The following is a 19,436-nucleotide window of genomic DNA, read 5'->3' on the forward strand; positions in this document are numbered from 1 at the left end:
GATGTGTATAAGAGACAGCTCCCTATACTGGGGTCAAGTCAGGCCCACGACGGCGTCGCCTGCTCCCGGTCGACCCTTCGCCTGACGCGATCGAAGGAGGCATCAGTGCACCACACCGATATTCCGACCCGCTCCGACATCGTCGAGCTCGCGACCGCTCGCGAGCCGGGCAGCGTGTCGATCATCCTCGCGACGAGCACCAACCCCTCGGATACGAGCCATATCCGCCTGGACCTCAAGAACCAGGTGAAGGTGGCGGTCGAGCAGCTGACGGCCGCGGGAGCAGACCGGGCGGCGATCGCGACGTTCACGCAGCAGGTCGACGACCTCCAGGAGGATCCGGACTTCCTCCGCTACCTGTCGTCGAGCCTCGCGCTGTACATCAGCCAGAGTCTCACACGCTACTTCCGTGTCCCGAACATCCTCCAGTCCTGCACGGAGGTCTCGGACCGCTTCTTCATCAAGCCGTTGATGCGTGCGCTCACCTTCCCGCAGTCGGCCTACGTCCTGGCGCTTGCGCAGAGCGGTGTGCGACTCGTCGCCGTCTCGCGCGATCTGCCGGCCACGAGCATCGAGCTCGAGGGCGTCCCCGCCGACGTTGCCGCGGCCGCTGGTGTCGACTCGATCCGGGGTCGCGGTTCCGACGGACGCAGCCCCCAGGGACGCATCCAGGGCTCCGAGGGACAGAAGGTCCGGATGCAGGAGTACGCGCAGGCGATCAACAAGGCGCTCGCCCCTATCCTCGCGAATTCGAAGGAGCCGTTGATCCTCGCCGGAGCCGAGCCGATGACCGGAATCTTCCGATCGGTGTGCACCTCGAAGCAGTTGGTGAAGCCCGAGATCGAGGGCAATCAGCAGGAGCGCTCGGACGAGCAGCTCGCCGCGGCGGCCCGCCCGATCCTCGACGAGCTGTACGCCGCCGAACTGCACGCACTGTGCGAGGAGTTCGGCACCCGCGCGTCGAACGGCCGTGCCGTGACCGACCTCGGCGACGTGGCACGCGCCGCGACGGCGAACGCGGTCGACACCCTGTTCGTCGACATCGACAGCAACCTGCCGGGCACGGTCGACGAGACCACCGGTGTCGTCACGCTCGCCGACGACGCCGACGCGACGAACTACGGCGTGATCGACGAGATCCTCCGCCGGGCGCTGCTGTCCGACGCTCGGATCCTCGCCGTCCGCGCCGACGACGTCCCCGGTGGGGGCGCCCTCGCGGCGACCGTCCGGTTCCCGGTCTGACCGAGCCTCTATCAGCCGACACCCGCAGCGCACGTGCCCGGTGCACGTGCGCTGCGGCGTTCCCGGTGGCCGCGCATCACGCCCACGGCGAACAGGGGCGAAGAGAGCTGCGGCGGTCGTTACGCTCCTACTAACGGCATCACCACCCTGCCCGGTGCCGGAGGAGAGTGATCATGTTCGAGAGATTCACCGACCGTGCGCGTCGTGTCGTCGTCCTGGCCCAGGAAGAGGCCAAGATGCTCAACCACAACTACATCGGGACCGAGCACATCCTGCTCGGCCTCATCCACGAGGGAGAAGGAGTCGCCGCCAAGGCGCTCGAGTCCCTCGGGATCTCCCTCGATGCCGTGCGCGAGCAGGTCACCGACATCATCGGCACCGGCCAGCAGCAGCCGACGGGACACATCCCGTTCACGCCGCGCGCCAAGAAGGTGCTGGAGCTGAGCCTGCGCGAAGCGCTGCAGCTCGGCCACAACTACATCGGCACGGAGCACATCCTGCTCGGCCTCATCCGCGAGGGCGAGGGCGTCGCAGCCCAGGTCCTCGTGAAGCTGGGTGCCGACCTCAACCGCGTGCGCCAGCAGGTCATCCAGCTGCTGTCCGGCTACCAGGGCAAGGAAGCAGCCCCGGTCGGCGGCAACCAGAGTGAGCAGCAGGCACAGGGCGGGTCGCAGATCCTCGACCAGTTCGGCCGTAACCTCACGCAGGCCGCGCGCGACAACAAGCTCGACCCGGTCATCGGTCGCGACAAGGAGATGGAGCGGGTCATGCAGATCCTCTCCCGTCGCTCGAAGAACAACCCGGTCCTCATCGGTGAGCCCGGCGTCGGCAAGACCGCCGTCGTCGAGGGTCTCGCCCAGGCGATCGTCAAGGGCGATGTCCCGGAGACGCTGAAGGACAAGCAGCTGTACTCGCTCGACCTCGGCTCGCTCATCGCCGGCAGCCGCTACCGCGGTGACTTCGAGGAGCGCCTGAAGAAGGTCACCAAGGAGATCCGCACCCGCGGCGACATCATCGTCTTCATCGACGAGATCCACACCCTCGTGGGTGCCGGTGCCGCCGAGGGCGCGATCGACGCGGCCTCCATCCTCAAGCCGCTGCTCGCTCGCGGTGAGCTCCAGACCATCGGTGCCACCACGCTCGACGAGTACCGCAAGCACTTCGAGAAGGACGCCGCACTCGAGCGTCGCTTCCAGCCGATCCAGGTCATGGAGCCGTCGCTGCCCCACACGATCAACATCCTCAAGGGGCTGCGCGATCGGTACGAGGCACACCACAAGGTGTCCATCACCGACGGCGCGCTCGTCTCGGCGGCGAACCTCGCCGACCGGTACATCTCCGACCGCTTCCTGCCCGACAAGGCCATCGACCTGATCGACGAGGCCGGTGCACGCCTGCGTCTGTCGATCCTCTCGAGCCCCCCGGAGCTGCGCGAGTTCGACGACAAGATCGCCGGCGTCCGCGAGGCCAAGGAGACGGCCATCGAGGAGCAGGACTTCGAGAAGGCGGCGTCGCTCCGCGACGAGGAGAAGAACCTCCTCGGCGAGCGTCTTCGCCTCGAGAAGCAGTGGCGCTCGGGCGACGTCAAGACGACCGCCGAGGTCGACGAGGGTCTGATCGCCGAGGTCCTCGCCCAGGCGACCGGCATCCCCGTCTTCAAGCTCACGGAAGAGGAGTCCTCGCGACTCGTCTTCATGGAGAAGGCGCTGCACCAGCGGGTCATCGGTCAGGAGGAGGCTATCTCGGCGCTCTCCAAGACCATCCGCCGCACGCGTGCCGGCCTCAAGGACCCGAAGCGTCCCTCGGGCTCGTTCATCTTCGCCGGCCCCACGGGCGTCGGTAAGACCGAGCTCGCGAAGGCGCTCGCCGAGTTCCTGTTCGACGACGAAGGCGCGCTGATCTCCCTCGACATGTCGGAGTACGGCGAGAAGCACACGGTCTCGCGGCTGTTCGGTGCTCCTCCCGGGTTCGTCGGCTTCGAAGAGGGCGGTCAGCTCACCGAGAAGGTGCGTCGCAAGCCGTTCAGCGTCGTGCTCTTCGACGAGATCGAGAAGGCCCACCCCGACATCTTCAACTCGCTCCTCCAGATCCTGGAAGAGGGCCGGTTGACGGATGGTCAGGGTCGCGTCGTCGACTTCAAGAACACCGTCATCATCATGACCACCAACCTCGGTGCTCGCGACATCGCCGGTGGTCCCGTCGGTTTCCAGATCGAGGGCAACGCCTCGACCGGGTACGACATCATGCGCGGCAAGGTGAACGAGGAGCTGAAGAAGCACTTCAAGCCCGAGTTCCTGAACCGTGTCGACGACATCATCGTGTTCCCGCAGTTGTCGAAGCCGGAGCTCCTGCAGATCGTGGACCTGTTCACGAAGCGTCTCTCGGAGCGTCTGCTCGACCGCGACATGACGATCGAGCTCACGCTGCCGGCGAAGGAGCGCCTCATCGAGGTCGGCTTCGACCCGACCCTCGGTGCTCGTCCGCTGCGTCGTGCGATGCAGCGCGAGGTCGAGGACCAGCTCAGCGAGCAGATCCTCCACGGCGAGCTCAACGCCGGCGACCACGTGCACGTCGACTTCGTGAACGGCGCGTTCGCCTTCACGACCTCGGCTCGTGGTGAGTCGGTCGGTGCCGGCGTCAACGCGCAGGCGTCGCTCGGTACGGGTTCGGCCACGCCGGACCTCGCCATCACGGGCGAGTAGTCCCGAGTCATCGAAGGCCCCCACTCCGCGGAGTGGGGGCCTTCGTCGTGTCTGGTCGTGTTCGTTCGCCCATCTTCGGGCGCGCGAGCACTGGAGCGCCCGAACCTGGGCGAGCGAACGGCGGCGGTCAGCCGAGGCGGTCGAGGTAGCGGAGGATGATGCCCTCGCGGAGCGCCCACGGGGAGACGTCAAGCTCGCGGACGCGGAAGGCGGCCATCGCCTCGGACAGGACGATGCCGCCGGCGACGATCTGGAAGGTCCGGTCGGCAGTGATCCCGGGGAGCGCGGGGCGGGCCTCAGCCGGAATGCGGGCGAGCCGGGGGATCCAGTCGTCGAGCTGGCTGCGCCGGAGCAGCGACCGTTCGGTGCCACCGATGCCGTCGGCCACCGATCCAGCGAGGCGTGCGAGGGAGCGGATGGTCTTGGACGACCCGACGACGTGATGGGCGTCGGGCTCCTCGGCGAACGCGGGGAGTGCTGCGGTGAGCACCTCGCGGGCGTGCAAGCGGAGCGCCTCCTGCTGTGCGGCGGTCGGTGGGTCGTCGTGGAGGAAGCCGACGGTGGAGCGTCCGGCGCCGAGCGGGAGGGAGATCGCGACATCGGGGTACTCGTCGCCGCCGGCCGCGATCTCGAGTGAGCCGCCGCCGATGTCGAGGAGGAGCATCTCGCCGGCCGACCAGCCGTACCAGCGGCGGACGGCGAGGAAGGTGAGCTTCGCCTCGTCGTCACCGGAGAGGACCTGCAGGGCGATGCCGGTCCGTTCCTCGACGAGGGCGAGGACCTCCGGCCCGTTCGTCGCCTCACGGATGGCCGAGGTCGCCATGGAAAGGAGCTCGTCGAGGCCGCTCTCGCGGGCGATCGCTGCGGCCGCACCGATCGACTCGAGGATGACCGCGACGCCCTCATCGCTGATCGATCCATCCGGCGTGAGGTATCGCATGAGTCGCAGCACCGACTTGTGCGACGACTGGGGGATCGGCCGTGCTCCCGGGTGGGCGTCGACGATGAGCAGGTGGACGGTGTTCGATCCCACGTCGAGGACTCCGAGTCGCATGCGCTCACAGTACTGCCTGCCCGCCCGGGTGAGGGGGCCCTCGGAGAGCGCAAGGCCGCGCGACCTCGTCGGCCCACCGCGTAGGATCGCCGCATGACCGCCGCCACCTCGGAATCCTCCGCCCCTCGAACCCTCGTGATCCTCGGTGCCGGGGGCGATCTCACGGCTCGACTCCTACTGCCCGGACTCGCGTCGCTCCTCGCCTCCCCGCGTGGCGAGGCGGTGCGCCTCATCGGGGTCGACCGCTCCGAGTCGAGCGACGAGGCCTGGCGGAAGCGCGTCGAGACCGCGTTCGCGGACACCCCGTCGAAGCTCGCTCAGACGATCGTCGCCGAGACCACCTACGTGCAGGCCGACGTCTCCGACCCGGCGTCGCTCGAACGCGTCCTTGCGGCCGCCGGAACGAACGTCGCCCTCTACTTCGCCCTGCCGCCCGCCATCACCCTGCTCGCGTGCAAGGCGCTGCGGAAGCTGGAGCTCCCCAAGGGCATCATGCTCGCCCTCGAGAAGCCGTTCGGCACCGACTACGCCTCCGCCCGCTCGCTCAACCGCCTGCTCCAGCACCTGGTGCCGGAGGAGCAGGTGTTCCGCGTCGACCACTTCCTCGGCAAGTCGACGGTTCTCAACCTGCTGGGCCTGCGCTTCGCGAACCGCATCTTCGAACCGCTCCTCTCCGCCGACAACGTCGAACGCGTCGACATCGTCTTCGACGAGCAGCTGGCCCTCGAGGGTCGCGCCGGATACTACGACCGTGCGGGCGCGCTGATCGACATGATCCAGAGTCACCTGCTCCTCGTCCTCGCATTCGCGGCCATGGAGCCACCGGCGAGCGTCGACGCCGAGGATCTGCGCGGCGGCATGGCCCAGGTGCTGCGGGCGACCCGTCCGTGGAAGGCGAACGGCACGGAGAGTCGGCGGGCACGCTACGGCGCCGGGACGATCGGCGACCGCAAGCTGCCCGCCTACATCGACGAGCAGGGCGTGGACCCGTCGCACCACACGGAGACGCTCGCCGAGATGACGCTCGCGATCGACAACTGGCGTTGGGCCGGTGTCCCGTTCGTGCTGCGGTCCGGGAAGGCGCTGTCGGACACCCGTCAGGAGATCGTCTTCACCTTCAAGCCGGTGCCGCACCTCCCGTCCGGCCTGCACGGCATGAAGACCCCCGCGCGCCTCCGCATCGGCCTGAAGCCGGCGTCGCTCGACCTCGACCTGATGATCAACGGCGAGGACGATCCCTTCGAGCTGGACCCGGTCGCCCTCCACGCAGAACTCCAGGCGGGGCAGCTCAGCGCCTACGGCGAGGTCCTGTCGAGCATCCTCGAGGGAGACCCGACCCTGTCGGTGCGCGGTGACGTGGCCGAGCAGTGCTGGCGGATCGTCGCGCCGGTCCTTAAGGCGTGGCGCAAGGATGAGGTGTCGATCGACACCTACCCGGCCGGTACCGCGGGTCCGAGGTCCTGGCACTGATCCGCCCCTTGTGATCCGGTGCCGTCACTCCGGTGTCCGGCGCCAGCGCGGTGCGCTGACGTGAGCGCGCCCCTCCGGACCGAGCGCGCCCCTCCGGAGGCCCGCGCTCACGCGGCTGGGTCGCGCTCACGCCGCTTCGGCAGCGCTCGCTCGAGCGCACCGCGCTGACGCCCACCAACCCGCGCTCGGTCGGGCGCACCGCGCTGGCGTCAGTAGACTTCTCGGAGGTTCTGACAGGAGGAGGCGGGATGGTCGAGCAGGCTCAGCAGGGGTATGTGGTCCGTCGCGCCCGCACGAGCGACGTCCGCCGCATCCAGGCGCTCGTGGAACCACTCGTGCAGCAGCGCATCCTCCTCGGCAAGGACGACGTCGTCTTCTACGAAGCGGTCCAGGAGTTCCGCGTCGCCGAGACACCCGACGGCGAACTCATCGGCTGCGGCGCGCTGCACGTCATCTGGGAGGACCTCGGTGAGGTCCGCACGCTCGCCGTCTCCGCAGACCACCTCGGCACCGGGGTCGGCCACGCGCTCGTCGAGCGCCTCGAGCACGACGCGATCGAGCTCGGCCTGCGTCGCCTGTTCTGCCTGACCTTCGAAACCGGCTTCTTTACGAGGCACGGCTATCAGGAGATCGGCGAGGAGATCGTCCCACCCGAGGTCTACGCACAGCTCGTGCGCTCGTCGGACGAAGGTGTCGCGGAGTTCCTCGACCTCGCGCGGGTCAAGCCGAATACGCTCGGTAACACCCGGATGCTCAAGCTGCTCTGAACCACAGCTTGAAGGTTGGCGCTCGTCGGAGTGACCGATGAGACCGTTCACAATACCTCGCTGATCAGCGATTTCGCACGTTTCCAACGCGAAGCCCGTGCTCAGATGAGCAGGCCCGGATTTACGTGCCGTTCACATTCGCGGTGGTCTTCCGTCACGCATGTCGGTTAGCTTGTGAGGCACTACCCATCGTCTGTGCCTCGAATGGGGGGTGTGTTGTCGCGCGCTCCGAACGAGGACGGCCCTCGATTCGGAGCCACATGTCGTTCAAACACCCGTGGAGGCTGTCCGCCTTCGCCGCCCTTGCCGGGCTCGTCGCCGCGCCCCTCGTGGCGACACCAGCCGTCGCCTCGACCGACGGCCTCGGTGTCGTCATCAACGAGGCCTACCTCTCGGGCGGGAGCGCGAACGCGCCCTACCTGAACAAGTTCGTCGAGCTCTACAACCCGAGCGACGCGGTGGTCGACGTCAGCGGCTGGTCGATCCAGTACCGCAAGCTCGACGGCGTCGGCGCCTCGTCCACCGTCGTGCCACTCACCGGCTCCATCGCGGCCGGCGGCTACTACCTCGTCTCCGGCTCCTCGAACGGCGCCAACGGCGTCGCCCTGCCGACCCCCGACGTCACGAGCACCCTCAGCCCCCAGGGCCAGAACGGCACGCTCGCGCTCGTCGCCTCGACCGCCGCGGTCACGCTCACCCCCGGCTCCGTCGTCGGCGACCCGGCTGTCGTCGACCTCCTCGGCTACGGCACGTCGAACACCTTCGAGACGGCCGCGTCGCCGTCCCCGTCGGGCAACACCGTTCCGCAGTCGATCGTGCGCACCACCTTCGCCGACACCGACAGCAACGCCGCCGACTTCACGCTCAGCGACACGGTCACGCCGCAGAACAGCGCCGGCGACACCCCGGTCGACCCCGAGCCCACGCCGGAGCCGACCCCCGAGCCCACCGACCCGACCACCCCGGTCGAGCCCGGCACGGCGACGATCGCGGAAATCCAGGGCACCGGTGCCGCGAGCACGATGGTCGGCCAGACGGTCACCACCACGGGCTTCGTCACCGCGAGCTTCCCGACCGGCGGCTTCAACGGCTACTACCTGCAGACCGCGGGCACCGGTGGAGCGATCGACCCCGCGACGCACCTCGCGTCCGACGGCGTCTTCGTCTACTCGCCGGCCACCGTCGGCTCCGTCGCCGTCGGCCAGTACCTGCAGGTGACCGGCGTCGTGGACGAGTACTACGGCCTCACGCAGCTGAAGGTCACCGACCCGGCCGCCGTCTCCGTGCTCGACGCCACCGGTGTCAGCGCTCCGACCGCCGCCAGTGTCGCCTTCCCGGCCACCGACGAAGAACGCGAGCGTCTCGAGGGCATGCTGCTCGACCCGGCCGGCGACTACACGGTCACCGACACCTACAGCACGAACCGCTACGGCGAGGTCGCGCTCGCGGCATCGACGACGCCGTTCGTCACGCCGACGGTCCTCGGCAAGCCCGGTTCCGCTGAGGCGCTCGCGGCCGCGGCCCGTGTGCCGGCGGAGAAGGTCGTCCTCGACGACGGCTCCACCGTGGACTTCTCGAAGGCTGAGAACACGGGCATCCCGCTCCCGTACGTGTCGACCACCGCGCCCGTCCGGGTCGGTGCCGCCGTCGACTTCACCGCACCGGTCGTCTTCGACTTCCGCAACAGCAACTGGAAGTTCCAGCCCACGCAGCACCTCACCGGCGCCAACGCCGCGGATGTGCAGCCGGCGTCCTTCGAGAACACCCGCTCCACCGCGCCTCGCGGGGTCGGCGGCGACGTGTCCCTCGCGACCTTCAACGTGCTCAACTACTTCGCCACCACCGGCGACTCGCGCACCGGCTGCACCTTCTTCACCGACCGTGAGGGCGGCAAGACAACCGTCGACGACTCCGACGCCGCCGGTTGCGGCGTCCGAGGAGCGGCGACGGCCGAGAGCCTGGCGCGTCAGCAGGCGAAGATCGTCTCGGCGATCAACGCCCTGGACGCGGACGTCGTCTCGCTCGAGGAGATCCAGAACTCCGCTTCGATCGGTCTCGACCGTGACGACGCGCTGAAGACCCTGACCGCGGCGCTCAACGCCGATGCCGGTGCGGGCACCTGGACGTTCGTCCCGTCGCCCGCGAAGGTCCCCGCGGACGAGGACGTCATCCGGACGGCGTTCATCTACAAGTCGGCCGTCGTCGAGACCGTCGGCGAGTCGCGCATCCTGCTCGACGAGCCCGCATTCGACAACGCCCGCGAGCCCGACGCGCAGGCGTTCAAGCCCAAGGGTGCGGACGACGCGGCCACCTTCCTCGTCATCGCGAACCACTTCAAGTCGAAGAGCACCTCGAAGGCCGCGACGGGCGACAACGCCAACACCGGTCAGGGCGCCTTCACCGGCGACCGCACGCGTCAGGCCAAGGCCCTCGTGACCTTCGCCGACACGGTCTCGAAGGACATCGGCACGAAGAAGGTCTTCCTCGTGGGCGACTTCAACTCCTACGACGCCGAGGACCCGCTGGACGTGCTCCGCGACGCCGGCTACATCAGCCAGGAGGCCAAGACCGGGGAGTACACCTACGCGTTCGACGGTGCGGTCGGGTCCCTCGACCACATCTTCGCGTCGCCGGAAGCAGACCAGAGCGTCACCGGTGCCGACGTGTGGAACATCAACTCCGTCGAGTCGATCGCCCTCGAGTACTCCCGCTACAACGCGAACGTGACCGACTTCAACGTGCCGGACATGTTCCGCTCGAGCGACCACGACCCCGTGATCATCGGCATCAGCGCCGACGCGAGCGAGTCTGCGACCGTCAACCTGCTCAACATCAACGACTTCCACGGTCGGATCGACGCCAACACGACGAAGTTCGCGGGCACGATCGAGCAGCTCAAGGCGATGTTCGCACCCGACCAGACGGCGTTCATCTCCGCTGGTGACAACATCGGTGCCTCGCTCTTCGCTTCGTCGTCGCAGCAGGACCAGCCGACGATCGACGTGCTCAACGCACTCGGCCTGAAGGCGTCCGCGGTGGGCAACCACGAGTTCGACCAGGGCTACGGCGACCTCGTCGACCGCGTCATGGCCGACGGGAAGAACGCGGCCTGGCCGTACCTCGGGGCCAACGTGTACGAGAAGGGCACGAAGAAGCCCGCGCTCAAGGAGTACACGATCCTCGACATCGACGGAGTGAAGGTCGCCGTCGTCGGCGCCATCACCCAGGAGACGCCGACGCTCGTGTCGCCCGCCGGCATCGCCGACCTCGACTTCGGGGACCCGGTCGAGGCCGTGAACCGCGTCGCGGCGCAGCTCACCGACGGCGACGAGTCCAACGGTGAGGCGGACGTCATCGTCGCCGAGTACCACGAGGGTGCCGGAGCAGGCACGCCGGACGGCGCGACCCTCGAGCAGGAGCTCGCCGAACAGAGCGCCTTCACCGAGATCGTCACCACGACGAGCGCGGACGTCGACGCCATCTTCACCGGCCACACGCACAAGCAGTACGCGTGGGACGCTCCGATCCCCGGCGTGACCGGCAAGACCCGTCCTGTGCTCCAGACCGGCAGCTACGGCGAGTTCATCGGTCAGATCACGCTGACCGTCGACCGCGCGTCGGGTGACGTCACCGCCTACACGGCGAAGAACGTCGCACGCACCACCGTTGCCGAGGCCGACCTGGTCAAGCAGTTCCCCGCGGTCGCGACGGTCAAGACGATCACCGACAAGGCCCTCGCGGTCGCGGCGGAGATCGGCAACCAGAAGATCGGTGAGGCGAAGGCCGACATCACCCGCGCGTTCAACAACGGGGTGAAGGACGACCGCGGCGCCGAGTCGACGCTCGGTGCGCTCGTCGCCGACTCGCTCCGTGCCTCGCTCTCGAGTGCCGACCGGGGCGGAGCCGACATCGGCATCGTCAACCCGGGTGGCATGCGTGAAGAGATCCTCGCGGGCGACATCACGTACGCCGAGGCGAACGCGGTGCTGCCGTTCCTCAACAACCTGTGGACGACCTCGCTCACGGGTGCACAGTTCAAGACCGTGCTCGAGCAGCAGTGGCAGCTCGACGCGGCCGGGAACGTCCCGTCCCGTCCGTACCTGCAGCTCGGACTGTCGTCGAACGTGCAGTACACGTTCGACCCCACGAAGGCCCAGGGACAGCGGATCACGAGCATCACGGTGAACGGTGCGCCGATCGACCCGAGCAAGAGCTACCGGATCGGCTCCTTCAGCTTCCTGCTGCAGGGTGGCGACAACTTCCGTGAGTTCGCGAACGGCACGGACACGCGCGACTCCGGTCTCGTCGACCGCGACGCGTGGATCGCCTACCTGACGGCGAACAGCCCGGTGTCCCCGGACTTCGCCCGCCAGAGCGTGCAGGTCACGAACGCGCCGACCGCAGCGGTCGCCGCTGGGAAGACGGTCTCGTTCGACGTCGCGAAGCTCGACCTCACCTCGACCGGCAGCCCGGTGAACACCTCGCTGGCGATCGAACTCAACGGCTCGCCGATCGGGACGGTCCCGGTCACCGCGGGGGCCGCGACGGTCTCGTTCACCGTCCCGGCGGGTACCGCTGACGGCGCGGCGACGGTGCGCCTCACGGCACTCGAGTCGGGGACGACGCTCACGGTGCCGCTCACGGTCGCGACGCCGCCGGTGGTCACACCGCCGACGCCCGCGCCGGAGTCCGCGCTCATCCAGGCGCTCAAGGACCTCATCAAGGCGATCACCGACTTCATCATCGGCAAGCTCGCCACGATCCACGTCGGCAAGGAGTACGCCGGCACCTGGGTCAGCGTCTGGCTGCACTCCGACCCGATCCTCGTCAGCGACGGCCTCGTGCAGGTCGACGCGGACGGCAACGTGCAGGTCACGGTTCCTGAGGACGCGCCGGTCGGTGCCCACCGCCTCGTCGTCCAGGACGCCGACGGCAACGTCATCGGCTGGCAGGACATCGTCGTGCAGGCTGCGGCGGTCGACCCCTGCACCGACCCGGGCACCCAGCCCGGTGCGGGCGGCGGGACCGGTTCGGGAACGGCCGGCGGCAGCCAGGACGGCAGCCTGAGCAAGACCGGTGCCGAACCGTGGGGGAACGCGGCGCTCGCCGCACTGCTCCTCGTCGGTGGCCTCGCGCTCGTGATCGCCCGTCGTCGCTCGGCGCAGCAGCTCTAGGCGCTCGCACCACTCAGCACCACCGAGCACCACCCAGCACCATCCCGATGCCTCGTCATCGGTCGGACCACGGTCCGCACCGACGGCGGGGCATCGGGCGTTTCCGCGCCACTGCACTTAATCTGTGAGCATGTCGAGCCTCACGAATCCCCGCGGACCGGAGCGGCCCGCCGTCTACTGGCGACGCAGGTTGATCGTGTTCGGCGTCCTGCTCGCCGTCATCGTCCTGGTCATCGTGCTCATCGTCCGGCTCGCGTCGGGTCCGGGCACCGAGAACACCGCCGCGACGCCCACCCCGACGCCCACAGCGACCCCTGCGCCGACCCCGGCTCCCGAGGCGTCGACCACCGCACCGATCGATGAGGCCGCGACCACCGACCCCGGTTCGGCGGCCGCGTGCACGGCCGACCAGATCCGCGTCGAGGCCGTCGTGAACGGGACGAGCTTCGCGGCGGACGAACTCCCGCAGCTGTCGCTGAGCGTGACGAACACCGGGCCGGCCGCGTGCACGATGAACGCCGGCACGAGCCAGCAGGTCTTCACGGTCTCGAGCGGTGATGAGCCCTACTGGACGTCGACCGACTGCCAGACGGCACCGAGCGACCAGCAGGTGCTCCTCGAGCCGGGGAAGACGGTCTCGTCGAACCCGCCGATCACCTGGGACCGCACGCGGTCGGCGCCCGACACCTGCGATCAGCCGCGCGACCCGGTGCCCGCCGGTGGCGCCTCGTACCACCTGAACACCTCGATCGGCGGCTTCGCCTCCGCCGACAGCGCGCAGTTCCTGCTCAACTGACGGAACCTGCTCGCCGAGCCGCCCCGGTCACTGAGCCTGTCGAAGTGCTCGACCCGCAGCCCCGCACCGGCCTGCGACAATGGACGCATGGCGAAGCAGAAGCGACCCGAGTTCCGTTCCGAGCCCCTGGCCGCGGCCCTCGCCGCCGGCGACATGGTTGCCGTGGCACTCGCCCTGCGGAACGGCCGCTTCGTCGTCCCGCTCATGAAGCCGGGTAACCCCGACAAGCCGACGGAGACCGGCGAGGTCTGGATGTTCCGCCAGCCTGAGACCGCGAGGCTCGCGCTGCTCCTCTTCTCCGACGCGAAGAACAAGCCGGCCGCCCTGCCGCCCTACGTCGGCCTGCACGACGGCACCTGGCTGGCAAGCTTCCTCCGCACCTACGGCGACGACATCGAGACGGTGCTCTTCGACGTCGCCGGTCCGCACTCGCTGCAGGCCTCGCCGGAGGAACTGCTGCGGGTCCTCGAGCTCGAGGCGCCGGCCGCCGAATAGCCCGACCCCGACCGCAAGTCCCGCTCTCTGCGTCGTCCGCGGTTCACAACTCCTGCACGTCGTCCTCCGAACCCCGGCAGGTCCCGTTCTGGGGCCCTGCGGGACCAGTCCGCAGGAGTTGTGAGCAGCACGCCCCCGGGGCCTGGTTCGTGGAGCAGGTGCGCGGGCGCGCTCAGAAGGCGGCGTCGAGCTCGCGTTCGCGTCGGGCGGGCCGTGCGGCCTCGGCTGCGGTCTTCGCGATGCCCAGCACCGACTTGAGGTCGTTGCTGACGTCGGAGTTGAGCAGCAGCTTGTAGCCGAGTCGGTTGCCTTCCGAGCCGCGCTGCTTCGCGACGCTCACCGGGCGCACTTCGCCGCTGAGGCTGATCTCGCCGTAGGCCGCGAGGTCGCGGGGGAGGGCCAAATCGCGGATGACGGAGACAAGGGCGAGGGCGATCGCGAGGTCGGCTGCCGGTTCGCTGATCTTCACGCCGCCGACGGTGGAGATGTAGACGTCGTGGTCGGTGAGGTCGTAGGAGTAGCGGCCGTGCAGCACGGCGAGGATCATCGCGACACGTGAGGGGTCGACGCCGTTGGTGACCCGGCGGGGGTTCGGCGCCTGCGTCTTGTTGATGAGCGCCTGGACTTCGACGGGCAGTGCGCGGCGTCCCTCCATGACGATGGTGACGCAGGTGCCGGCCACGGGTTCGTTCTGGCTGAGGAACAGGGCGCTCGGGTCGGGGACCTCGGCGATGCCGTCGCCGGCCATCTCGAAGCAGCCGACCTCGTCGGTGGCGCCGAAGCGGTTCTTCTGTGCGCGGAGGAAGCGGAGCGCGGTGTGGCGGTCGCCTTCGAACTGGCAGACGACGTCGACGAGGTGCTCGAGGAGCCGGGGGCCGGCGATCGATCCGTCTTTCGTGACGTGGCCGACGAGGAGGATCGGGAGGTCGCGTTCCTTGGCGATGCGGGTGAGCACGGCGGAGACCTCGCGGACCTGGCCGGGTTGTCCGGCGAGGCCGTCGGACTGCGAGGAGGACACGGTCTGGACGGAGTCGACGATGAGGAGCTTGGGCTGCACCTGGTCGATGTGGCCGAGGATGGTGGCGAGGTCGGTCTCGGAGGCGAGGTAGAGGTCGTCGTGGAGCGCGCCGGTGCGTTCGGCGCGGAGGCGGACCTGGCTGACCGACTCCTCGGCGCTGACGTAGAGGACGCGGGCGCCGGTCTTCGCGGCGCGGGACGCGACCTCGAGCAGCAGGGTCGACTTGCCGACGCCCGGCTCACCGGAGAGGAGGATCGCGGCGCCGGGGACGATGCCGCCGCCGAGCACCCGGTCGAACTCGGCGATGCCGCTCGACCAGCGTGGAGCCTCGTCGGCGCTTGCCTGCGTGATGGGGCGTGCGGCGCGCTCGTCGGTGGCGCGGATCGGCGTCAGTTTGCCGAGGACACCGGTGGGAGCCGACGCTTCGACGACCGTGCCCCACTGCTGGCATTCACCGCATCGGCCGGCCCACTTGGCGGTGGTCCAGCCGCATTCGGTGCAGCGGAATGCGGGGGAGGGTGCCTTGGCCATGCGGCCAGCCTAAGCGCGGCCGCCGACACCGCCGGCCCTCCGCGCCGCCTGTGGATGACCGGCATCGCTCAATTCGCGTCGGCGCTCGTCTTCTATTACACTCGACCCCGGTACCGTGTCCGAGCGGCCGAAGGTGCAACTCTCGAAAAGTTGTGTGCTTGAAAGAGCACCGTGGGTTCAAATCCCACCGGTACCGCCACGAAGAACCCCCCTCCATCCCCGAGTAACACTGGGACGGAGGGGGTTTTTCGTCGTCATGCCCGTCCGTCGGCAGGCACGGGCGGCATAGCATCGAAGCGTGCAGACGGGGGAAGACGCGGAGTTCGAGGTCGAGCCTCGCTGGAAGGAAGAGGTCGTCTACTGGGAGGGGGCCGAGGGCTTCGTCTTCGACGCCGGGTGGGGCGTGGATCCGCCCGTGCTCTACATCCCGTTCCCAGAGGAGTGGGACGCGGTCACTGCGCCATGGATGAATGGCCGACGCGATGAGATCGTGGAAAGGCTACGTCGAGAATCCCGGCATCGGATCGAGCCCGGGCCCTATCCCGGCCAGGGGCGCCGGGTCACACGCTGACCGAGCTGAGTGATCGCCTCGTCTCGAACGTGGGTACCGTTCCTACCCGAGTACGTTGCAGATCGGCGTCAGTGAACGGAGCCGCGGCTCGTTCACCACGATCGAGTCCCGTCGACGCCAGCCTGGCGAGATGAAGAGCGCGACAACCATTTCGTCGCCTGCTCTGCGACAGCGGACAGCACCAGCCCGGGCGTCATGATCAGTGCTACCGCCGCGATGCCGATGAGCGACACGAAGGCATCGGAATCCGTCGCCGCTTCCCACGCACCAGCGGGGATCTCGCGCAGCATCGCGTTCCGGAGCGTCTGCCAGAGGAGGTAGCCGACTCCGAGACCCAGCAGACCGCCGAGGGTGCGAGCGAGCGCGTACCGGTTCAGCATGCACGGAGCCTCTCGTTGAATCGATCAGGAATCATCGCGGGTCCGGGACGCCTGGATCGCGTCTGCGACCTCGTGCTCGGAGAAGCCGTCCTCGAACAACTGCGCCCGGAGCTCGGCGTCGGCACGCGCGAGCTTGCCCTGCGGCCGTCGGCGGCGCATCCGCCAGTACTGGGTGCCCAGGGCGAGGACGAGGAAGAGCACGAGCCCGGCGAGCAGGAGTCCGAGCGCCAGCAGCAGCCCACCACCCACGTCTTCAATCAGGCTCACGATGCACCCCCCCCGGATATCACGATCGTTGCACCAGGGTAGAGGAAACGATTCGGAAGATTGGGGCGTATCGACCGTGCCCAGAACGAGTGCGGCCTCTACTCGTGTCGGGCAGCGGCTCAGAGCGTCTGAGGTCCGCGTTCCCGTCGCGCTCGCTGGAGTAGGCGATATCTGACGCGCGGATTCAGCACGGCGCCGGGGCTGACGAGTCCTGCGTCCGACCGCGCGACGCCTCGCGGTGTCAGGTCAGTTCGCCGGATCCAGCCGGTCGATTTCCGCCGCACGGAGGCGCACGAGGGTCAGATCGAGCAGCGGCGTCGGGATCTCGAGATCGCGTGCACGGTCTGCCAGGTCGCCGAGGATGTGTTCGCCCTCCGTCGAGTGCCCCGCCTTAAGGTCGCGGAACAGCGATGAGGTGAAGGTCGAGCCGGGTTCGGCCAGAATCTGGACGGATTGTGCATGAGCAGCCGCGCGCGGCGGATAGCCGGCCGCGATGGCGACAGCCGCTGTCTCCGCGATCGCCGCATCGATGTACCTGCGGCCGCCGGCTTCCTGGATCCGACCAACGGTGTTGTCGAACAGGCAGGTGATGATACCTGCCGCTGCGATGAACGCCCACTTCTCCCAGAGACGCAGTCGGATGTCCTCCGCGTCGATGACGGTCAGGCCCGGCACGTCGAGCAGGGTGGCGATCGGTCCCAGCGGTGAGTCCGAGGAGAGCGACCCGATGGTGATCTCGGCCAGCGGGGCCATCTGCACGGCGCCGCCTTCCTCATCCACGGTGGCGACGATCTTCATGAGGCCGCCGGCGACCCGTGCTGGATAGCGATCGGAGAGGACGTCGAGGTGTCGCAACCCGTTGAGGAGCGGAACGATGACCGTCGTTGGGCCGACGGCGGGAGCGAGGTCTTCGACCACCGCGGCGAGTGCGCTTGCTTTCACCGCGACGATGATCAGGTCGAAGGGGCCGGTCAGCGCGTCGGCAGTGACCGCGGAAGCATCGAGCATGTGCTTTCCGGCGGGTTCGGTCAGCGTCACCCCGTACCGCTCGAGTCGTCGTCGACGCTCTGGTCGAACCAGGTAGGTGACATCCCGACCTGCTTCCGCCAGTCGAGCCCCGACAGCTATTCCTGTTGCGCCGGCTCCGACGATCAAGATCTTCATCCGACTATCGTCGCGTGGACGGTTTGCCACCTGACGCATAGAAGGCCAGAATCGAAACCTCGAAGACGAAGAGTCTCGACGAGGCGCCGCAGAACTGAAAAACACGGATTCCCAGCGAAGCCCAGGGACACCTCACCTGAGGTTCAGAACACCGTCGCACAGTGATTCCATGACCAGATCACGTGCCTTCGTCGTTCCCCTCGTCCGCACCGCCGCCGTCCTCGCCGGCGTCTCACTGCTCGCGGGGTGCCAGGCCACCTCGGCAGCCGTGCCCGATCCGTCGTCCTCGGTCTCGACAGCGCGGAAGGGAAGTGCCGACGGCGGCTCGACGGGCGACCGCAGCGACTCGAAGACCGAGCAGAAGAACCTCGCCGCCGTGCTCAAGCTCTACACGGACGCCTTCCCCGACCCCGCCTCCTCGAAGGCGGTGGCCACGACCGACAAGCTCGTCGCGGCCGACGCCGTCGCGCACGGTTCCGGGCAGAAGTCCGGTCCGAGCGGGCTCCTGGCGGAGTTCACCGCCGACCGGACGCGGGTCCCCGGGGCGCAGGCGGTCGTCAAGCACACCGCGGCCGACGGCGACCTCGTCGCCGTGCACTACCAGGTCGCCTCCGACCCGGCCGACGAACGGACAGGCGAGGCCGCCGTCGACCTGTTCCGGGTGCGGGACGGCGCCGTCGTCGAGCGCTGGGCGTTCGATCAGCCGATCGCGACCGGGACGCCGGCGAGCGGGAACACCAACACGATGTTCAGCGACCTCTACAACCCGGCGAAGCCCGCGGTCGCGCCGTCGGAGTCGCAGGAAGAGCAGAACCGGACGTTCGCGGTGAGCGCGTACAACACGCTGTTCCGCGACCAGGACGTCTCGATCCTCGACAAGGCCTTCGACCCCGCCTACCTCCAGCACAACCCGGTCGCACCGAACGGAACGGCGGCGCTCAAGTCCTTCTTCTCAGGTTCCGCGACCTTCCCGCCGCAGGAGTCGGTCATCTCGCTGAGCGACGGCGACCTCGTGTGGACGTTCTCGCAGAGCGTCGGCGCGAAGGCCGACGACCCCGTTCTGGCGGCGGACATCTTCCGGGTCGACGACAAGCTCATCCGCGAGCACTGGGACGTGGTACCCACCGCCGGGTGAGTGCTTGGCCGATGGGCGAGCCTCGCCTCTACGATGGGGCACCGTGACGACCATCGATCCGCATCCGTTCGCGATCCGCCCCTCCGAGCCGACCGACGAACCATCCTGGGTGCGTTGCCGAGTGCTCGCCTTCCTCTCGACGCAGTATTACGACGACGTGTGGCCTCGCCGCCCCGATGTCGTGGCGCCGTCGTTCGGGCTGGTCGCGGTCGACACCGACGGACGGGTGCTCGGCCTGCTCGACGTCAGGGTCGACGGTGATGAGGCCACGATCGACTCGGTCGCGACACATCCCGATCATCAGGGCAGGGGGATCGGCACAGCTCTTCTCGAAACAGCTGTGGAGCGACTGGTCGAGGCGGGTGCCACGAGTCTCGATGCGTGGACCCGCGAGGACCAGGCAGCGAACTCCTGGTACCGGCGCAACGGCTTCTCCGAAGCGTTCGAGTACCTGCATGTGCACCTGGAAGACGGAGACGATGCCGAAGGGTTCACGACTCCGCCCGGGTTCAGCAGCCCGGTCCGCGCGTTCGTCCATGCGGGCATCGAGCGCGAGCAGGAGCTCAGGGAACGTTTCGCTCGGGTGTATGTGTGCCGCCAGTACGTCCGGGACCTTTCCGCCGGAACGCCGATCGAGACAGGTGTCGAAAGCGCTCATTAGGCTCTGGGG

15 protein-coding genes and 1 tRNA gene are annotated in these 19,436 nt (G+C 68.5%); 11 read left to right on the top strand and 5 right to left on the bottom strand.

The annotated features are described in order from the left end of the window. The first annotated feature begins 105 nt into the window (after window positions 1–105). Together ACQG07_RS17895 and ACQG07_RS17900 are read left to right on the top strand one after the other, a co-directional pair. Window positions 106–1,242, top strand: coding sequence for a hypothetical protein (locus ACQG07_RS17895; protein WP_426739013.1), 1,137 nt, complete (start codon window positions 106–108; stop codon window positions 1,240–1,242). A 173-nt stretch (window positions 1,243–1,415) separates the two neighbouring features. Continuing rightward, window positions 1,416–3,944, top strand: a complete 2,529-nt coding sequence (locus ACQG07_RS17900) for an ATP-dependent Clp protease ATP-binding subunit (protein ID WP_064294324.1) — start codon at window positions 1,416–1,418, stop codon at window positions 3,942–3,944. Between the two features lie 127 nt (window positions 3,945–4,071). Here the strand turns inward: ACQG07_RS17900 and ACQG07_RS17905 are convergent, their stop codons facing one another. Then, a complete protein-coding gene (locus ACQG07_RS17905; RefSeq protein WP_064294323.1) occupies window positions 4,072–4,998 on the bottom strand; it encodes a Ppx/GppA phosphatase family protein in 927 nt (308 codons plus the stop codon). A 93-nt stretch (window positions 4,999–5,091) separates the two neighbouring features. On the opposite strand from ACQG07_RS17905, the gene ACQG07_RS17910 reads away from it, so the two are divergent. From ACQG07_RS17910 to ACQG07_RS17930, 5 genes are all read left to right on the top strand, one after another. After that, complete coding sequence (locus ACQG07_RS17910; RefSeq protein WP_426739014.1) at window positions 5,092–6,468, top strand: glucose-6-phosphate dehydrogenase; 1,377 nt, start codon at window positions 5,092–5,094, stop codon at window positions 6,466–6,468. 248 nt (window positions 6,469–6,716) lie between these two features. Beyond that, a complete protein-coding gene (locus ACQG07_RS17915) occupies window positions 6,717–7,235 on the top strand; it encodes an amino-acid N-acetyltransferase (protein ID WP_064294321.1) in 519 nt (172 codons plus the stop codon). A 260-nt stretch (window positions 7,236–7,495) separates the two neighbouring features. Then, window positions 7,496–12,409: an ExeM/NucH family extracellular endonuclease gene (locus tag ACQG07_RS17920; protein WP_426739015.1), complete on the top strand. Its 4,914-nt coding sequence runs from the start codon at window positions 7,496–7,498 to the stop codon at window positions 12,407–12,409. 130 nt (window positions 12,410–12,539) lie between these two features. Further along, on the top strand, window positions 12,540–13,205 hold the full coding sequence (locus ACQG07_RS17925) for a hypothetical protein (protein WP_426739016.1): 666 nt from the start codon (window positions 12,540–12,542) through the stop codon (window positions 13,203–13,205). An 87-nt stretch (window positions 13,206–13,292) separates the two neighbouring features. Next, entirely contained in the window at window positions 13,293–13,700 is a 408-nt protein-coding gene (locus ACQG07_RS17930; protein ID WP_079705172.1) for an SseB family protein, read from the top strand. 172 nt (window positions 13,701–13,872) lie between these two features. On the opposite strand, the gene radA is transcribed toward ACQG07_RS17930, so the two are convergent. Next, on the bottom strand, window positions 13,873–15,249 hold the full coding sequence (gene radA / locus ACQG07_RS17935) for a DNA repair protein RadA (RefSeq protein WP_064294317.1): 1,377 nt from the start codon (window positions 15,247–15,249) through the stop codon (window positions 13,873–13,875). 109 nt (window positions 15,250–15,358) lie between these two features. Between radA and ACQG07_RS17940 the strand changes: the two genes are divergently transcribed. Both ACQG07_RS17940 and ACQG07_RS17945 read left to right on the top strand, forming a co-directional pair. After that, window positions 15,359–15,448: transfer RNA gene (locus ACQG07_RS17940), tRNA-Ser, on the top strand. 99 nt (window positions 15,449–15,547) lie between these two features. Next, window positions 15,548–15,820 (top strand): hypothetical protein, encoded by a 273-nt coding sequence (locus ACQG07_RS17945; RefSeq protein ID WP_426739017.1) that lies wholly within the window; start codon window positions 15,548–15,550, stop codon window positions 15,818–15,820. Between the two features lie 92 nt (window positions 15,821–15,912). Here the strand turns inward: ACQG07_RS17945 and ACQG07_RS17950 are convergent, their stop codons facing one another. The 3 genes from ACQG07_RS17950 to ACQG07_RS17960 form a co-directional block, all read right to left on the bottom strand. Beyond that, complete coding sequence (locus tag ACQG07_RS17950; protein ID WP_426739018.1) at window positions 15,913–16,200, bottom strand: hypothetical protein; 288 nt, start codon at window positions 16,198–16,200, stop codon at window positions 15,913–15,915. Window positions 16,201–16,224: 24 nt separating this feature from the next. Continuing rightward, window positions 16,225–16,467 (bottom strand): hypothetical protein, encoded by a 243-nt coding sequence (locus ACQG07_RS17955; protein ID WP_229939431.1) that lies wholly within the window; start codon window positions 16,465–16,467, stop codon window positions 16,225–16,227. A 246-nt stretch (window positions 16,468–16,713) separates the two neighbouring features. Then, window positions 16,714–17,670, bottom strand: a complete 957-nt coding sequence (locus ACQG07_RS17960) for a ketopantoate reductase family protein (RefSeq protein ID WP_426739019.1) — start codon at window positions 17,668–17,670, stop codon at window positions 16,714–16,716. A 130-nt stretch (window positions 17,671–17,800) separates the two neighbouring features. On the opposite strand from ACQG07_RS17960, the gene ACQG07_RS17965 reads away from it, so the two are divergent. Further along, a complete protein-coding gene (locus tag ACQG07_RS17965) occupies window positions 17,801–18,766 on the top strand; it encodes a nuclear transport factor 2 family protein (RefSeq protein WP_274499474.1) in 966 nt (321 codons plus the stop codon). A 43-nt stretch (window positions 18,767–18,809) separates the two neighbouring features. Beyond that, a complete protein-coding gene (locus ACQG07_RS17970; protein ID WP_426739020.1) occupies window positions 18,810–19,427 on the top strand; it encodes a GNAT family N-acetyltransferase in 618 nt (205 codons plus the stop codon). The last annotated feature ends 9 nt before the right edge of the window (window positions 19,428–19,436 follow it).

It is taken from the genome of Plantibacter sp. 2H11-2, assembly GCF_050031945.1.
Classification (GTDB): domain Bacteria; phylum Actinomycetota; class Actinomycetes; order Actinomycetales; family Microbacteriaceae; genus Plantibacter; species Plantibacter auratus.

Coding starts and splice junctions, on each gene's coding strand:
- ACQG07_RS17905 (WP_064294323.1), bottom strand. CDS start 4,998: ATGCGACTCGGAGTCCTCGACGTGGGATCGAACACCGTCCACCTGCTC.
- radA (WP_064294317.1), bottom strand. CDS start 15,249: ATGGCCAAGGCACCCTCCCCCGCATTCCGCTGCACCGAATGCGGCTGG.
- ACQG07_RS17915 (WP_064294321.1), top strand. CDS start 6,717: ATGGTCGAGCAGGCTCAGCAGGGGTATGTGGTCCGTCGCGCCCGCACG.
- ACQG07_RS17925 (WP_426739016.1), top strand. CDS start 12,540: ATGTCGAGCCTCACGAATCCCCGCGGACCGGAGCGGCCCGCCGTCTAC.
- ACQG07_RS17920 (WP_426739015.1), top strand. CDS start 7,496: ATGTCGTTCAAACACCCGTGGAGGCTGTCCGCCTTCGCCGCCCTTGCC.
- ACQG07_RS17930 (WP_079705172.1), top strand. CDS start 13,293: ATGGCGAAGCAGAAGCGACCCGAGTTCCGTTCCGAGCCCCTGGCCGCG.
- ACQG07_RS17910 (WP_426739014.1), top strand. CDS start 5,092: ATGACCGCCGCCACCTCGGAATCCTCCGCCCCTCGAACCCTCGTGATC.
- ACQG07_RS17900 (WP_064294324.1), top strand. CDS start 1,416: ATGTTCGAGAGATTCACCGACCGTGCGCGTCGTGTCGTCGTCCTGGCC.
- ACQG07_RS17960 (WP_426739019.1), bottom strand. CDS start 17,670: ATGCGTCAGGTGGCAAACCGTCCACGCGACGATAGTCGGATGAAGATC.
- ACQG07_RS17965 (WP_274499474.1), top strand. CDS start 17,801: ATGACCAGATCACGTGCCTTCGTCGTTCCCCTCGTCCGCACCGCCGCC.
- ACQG07_RS17950 (WP_426739018.1), bottom strand. CDS start 16,200: ATGCTGAACCGGTACGCGCTCGCTCGCACCCTCGGCGGTCTGCTGGGT.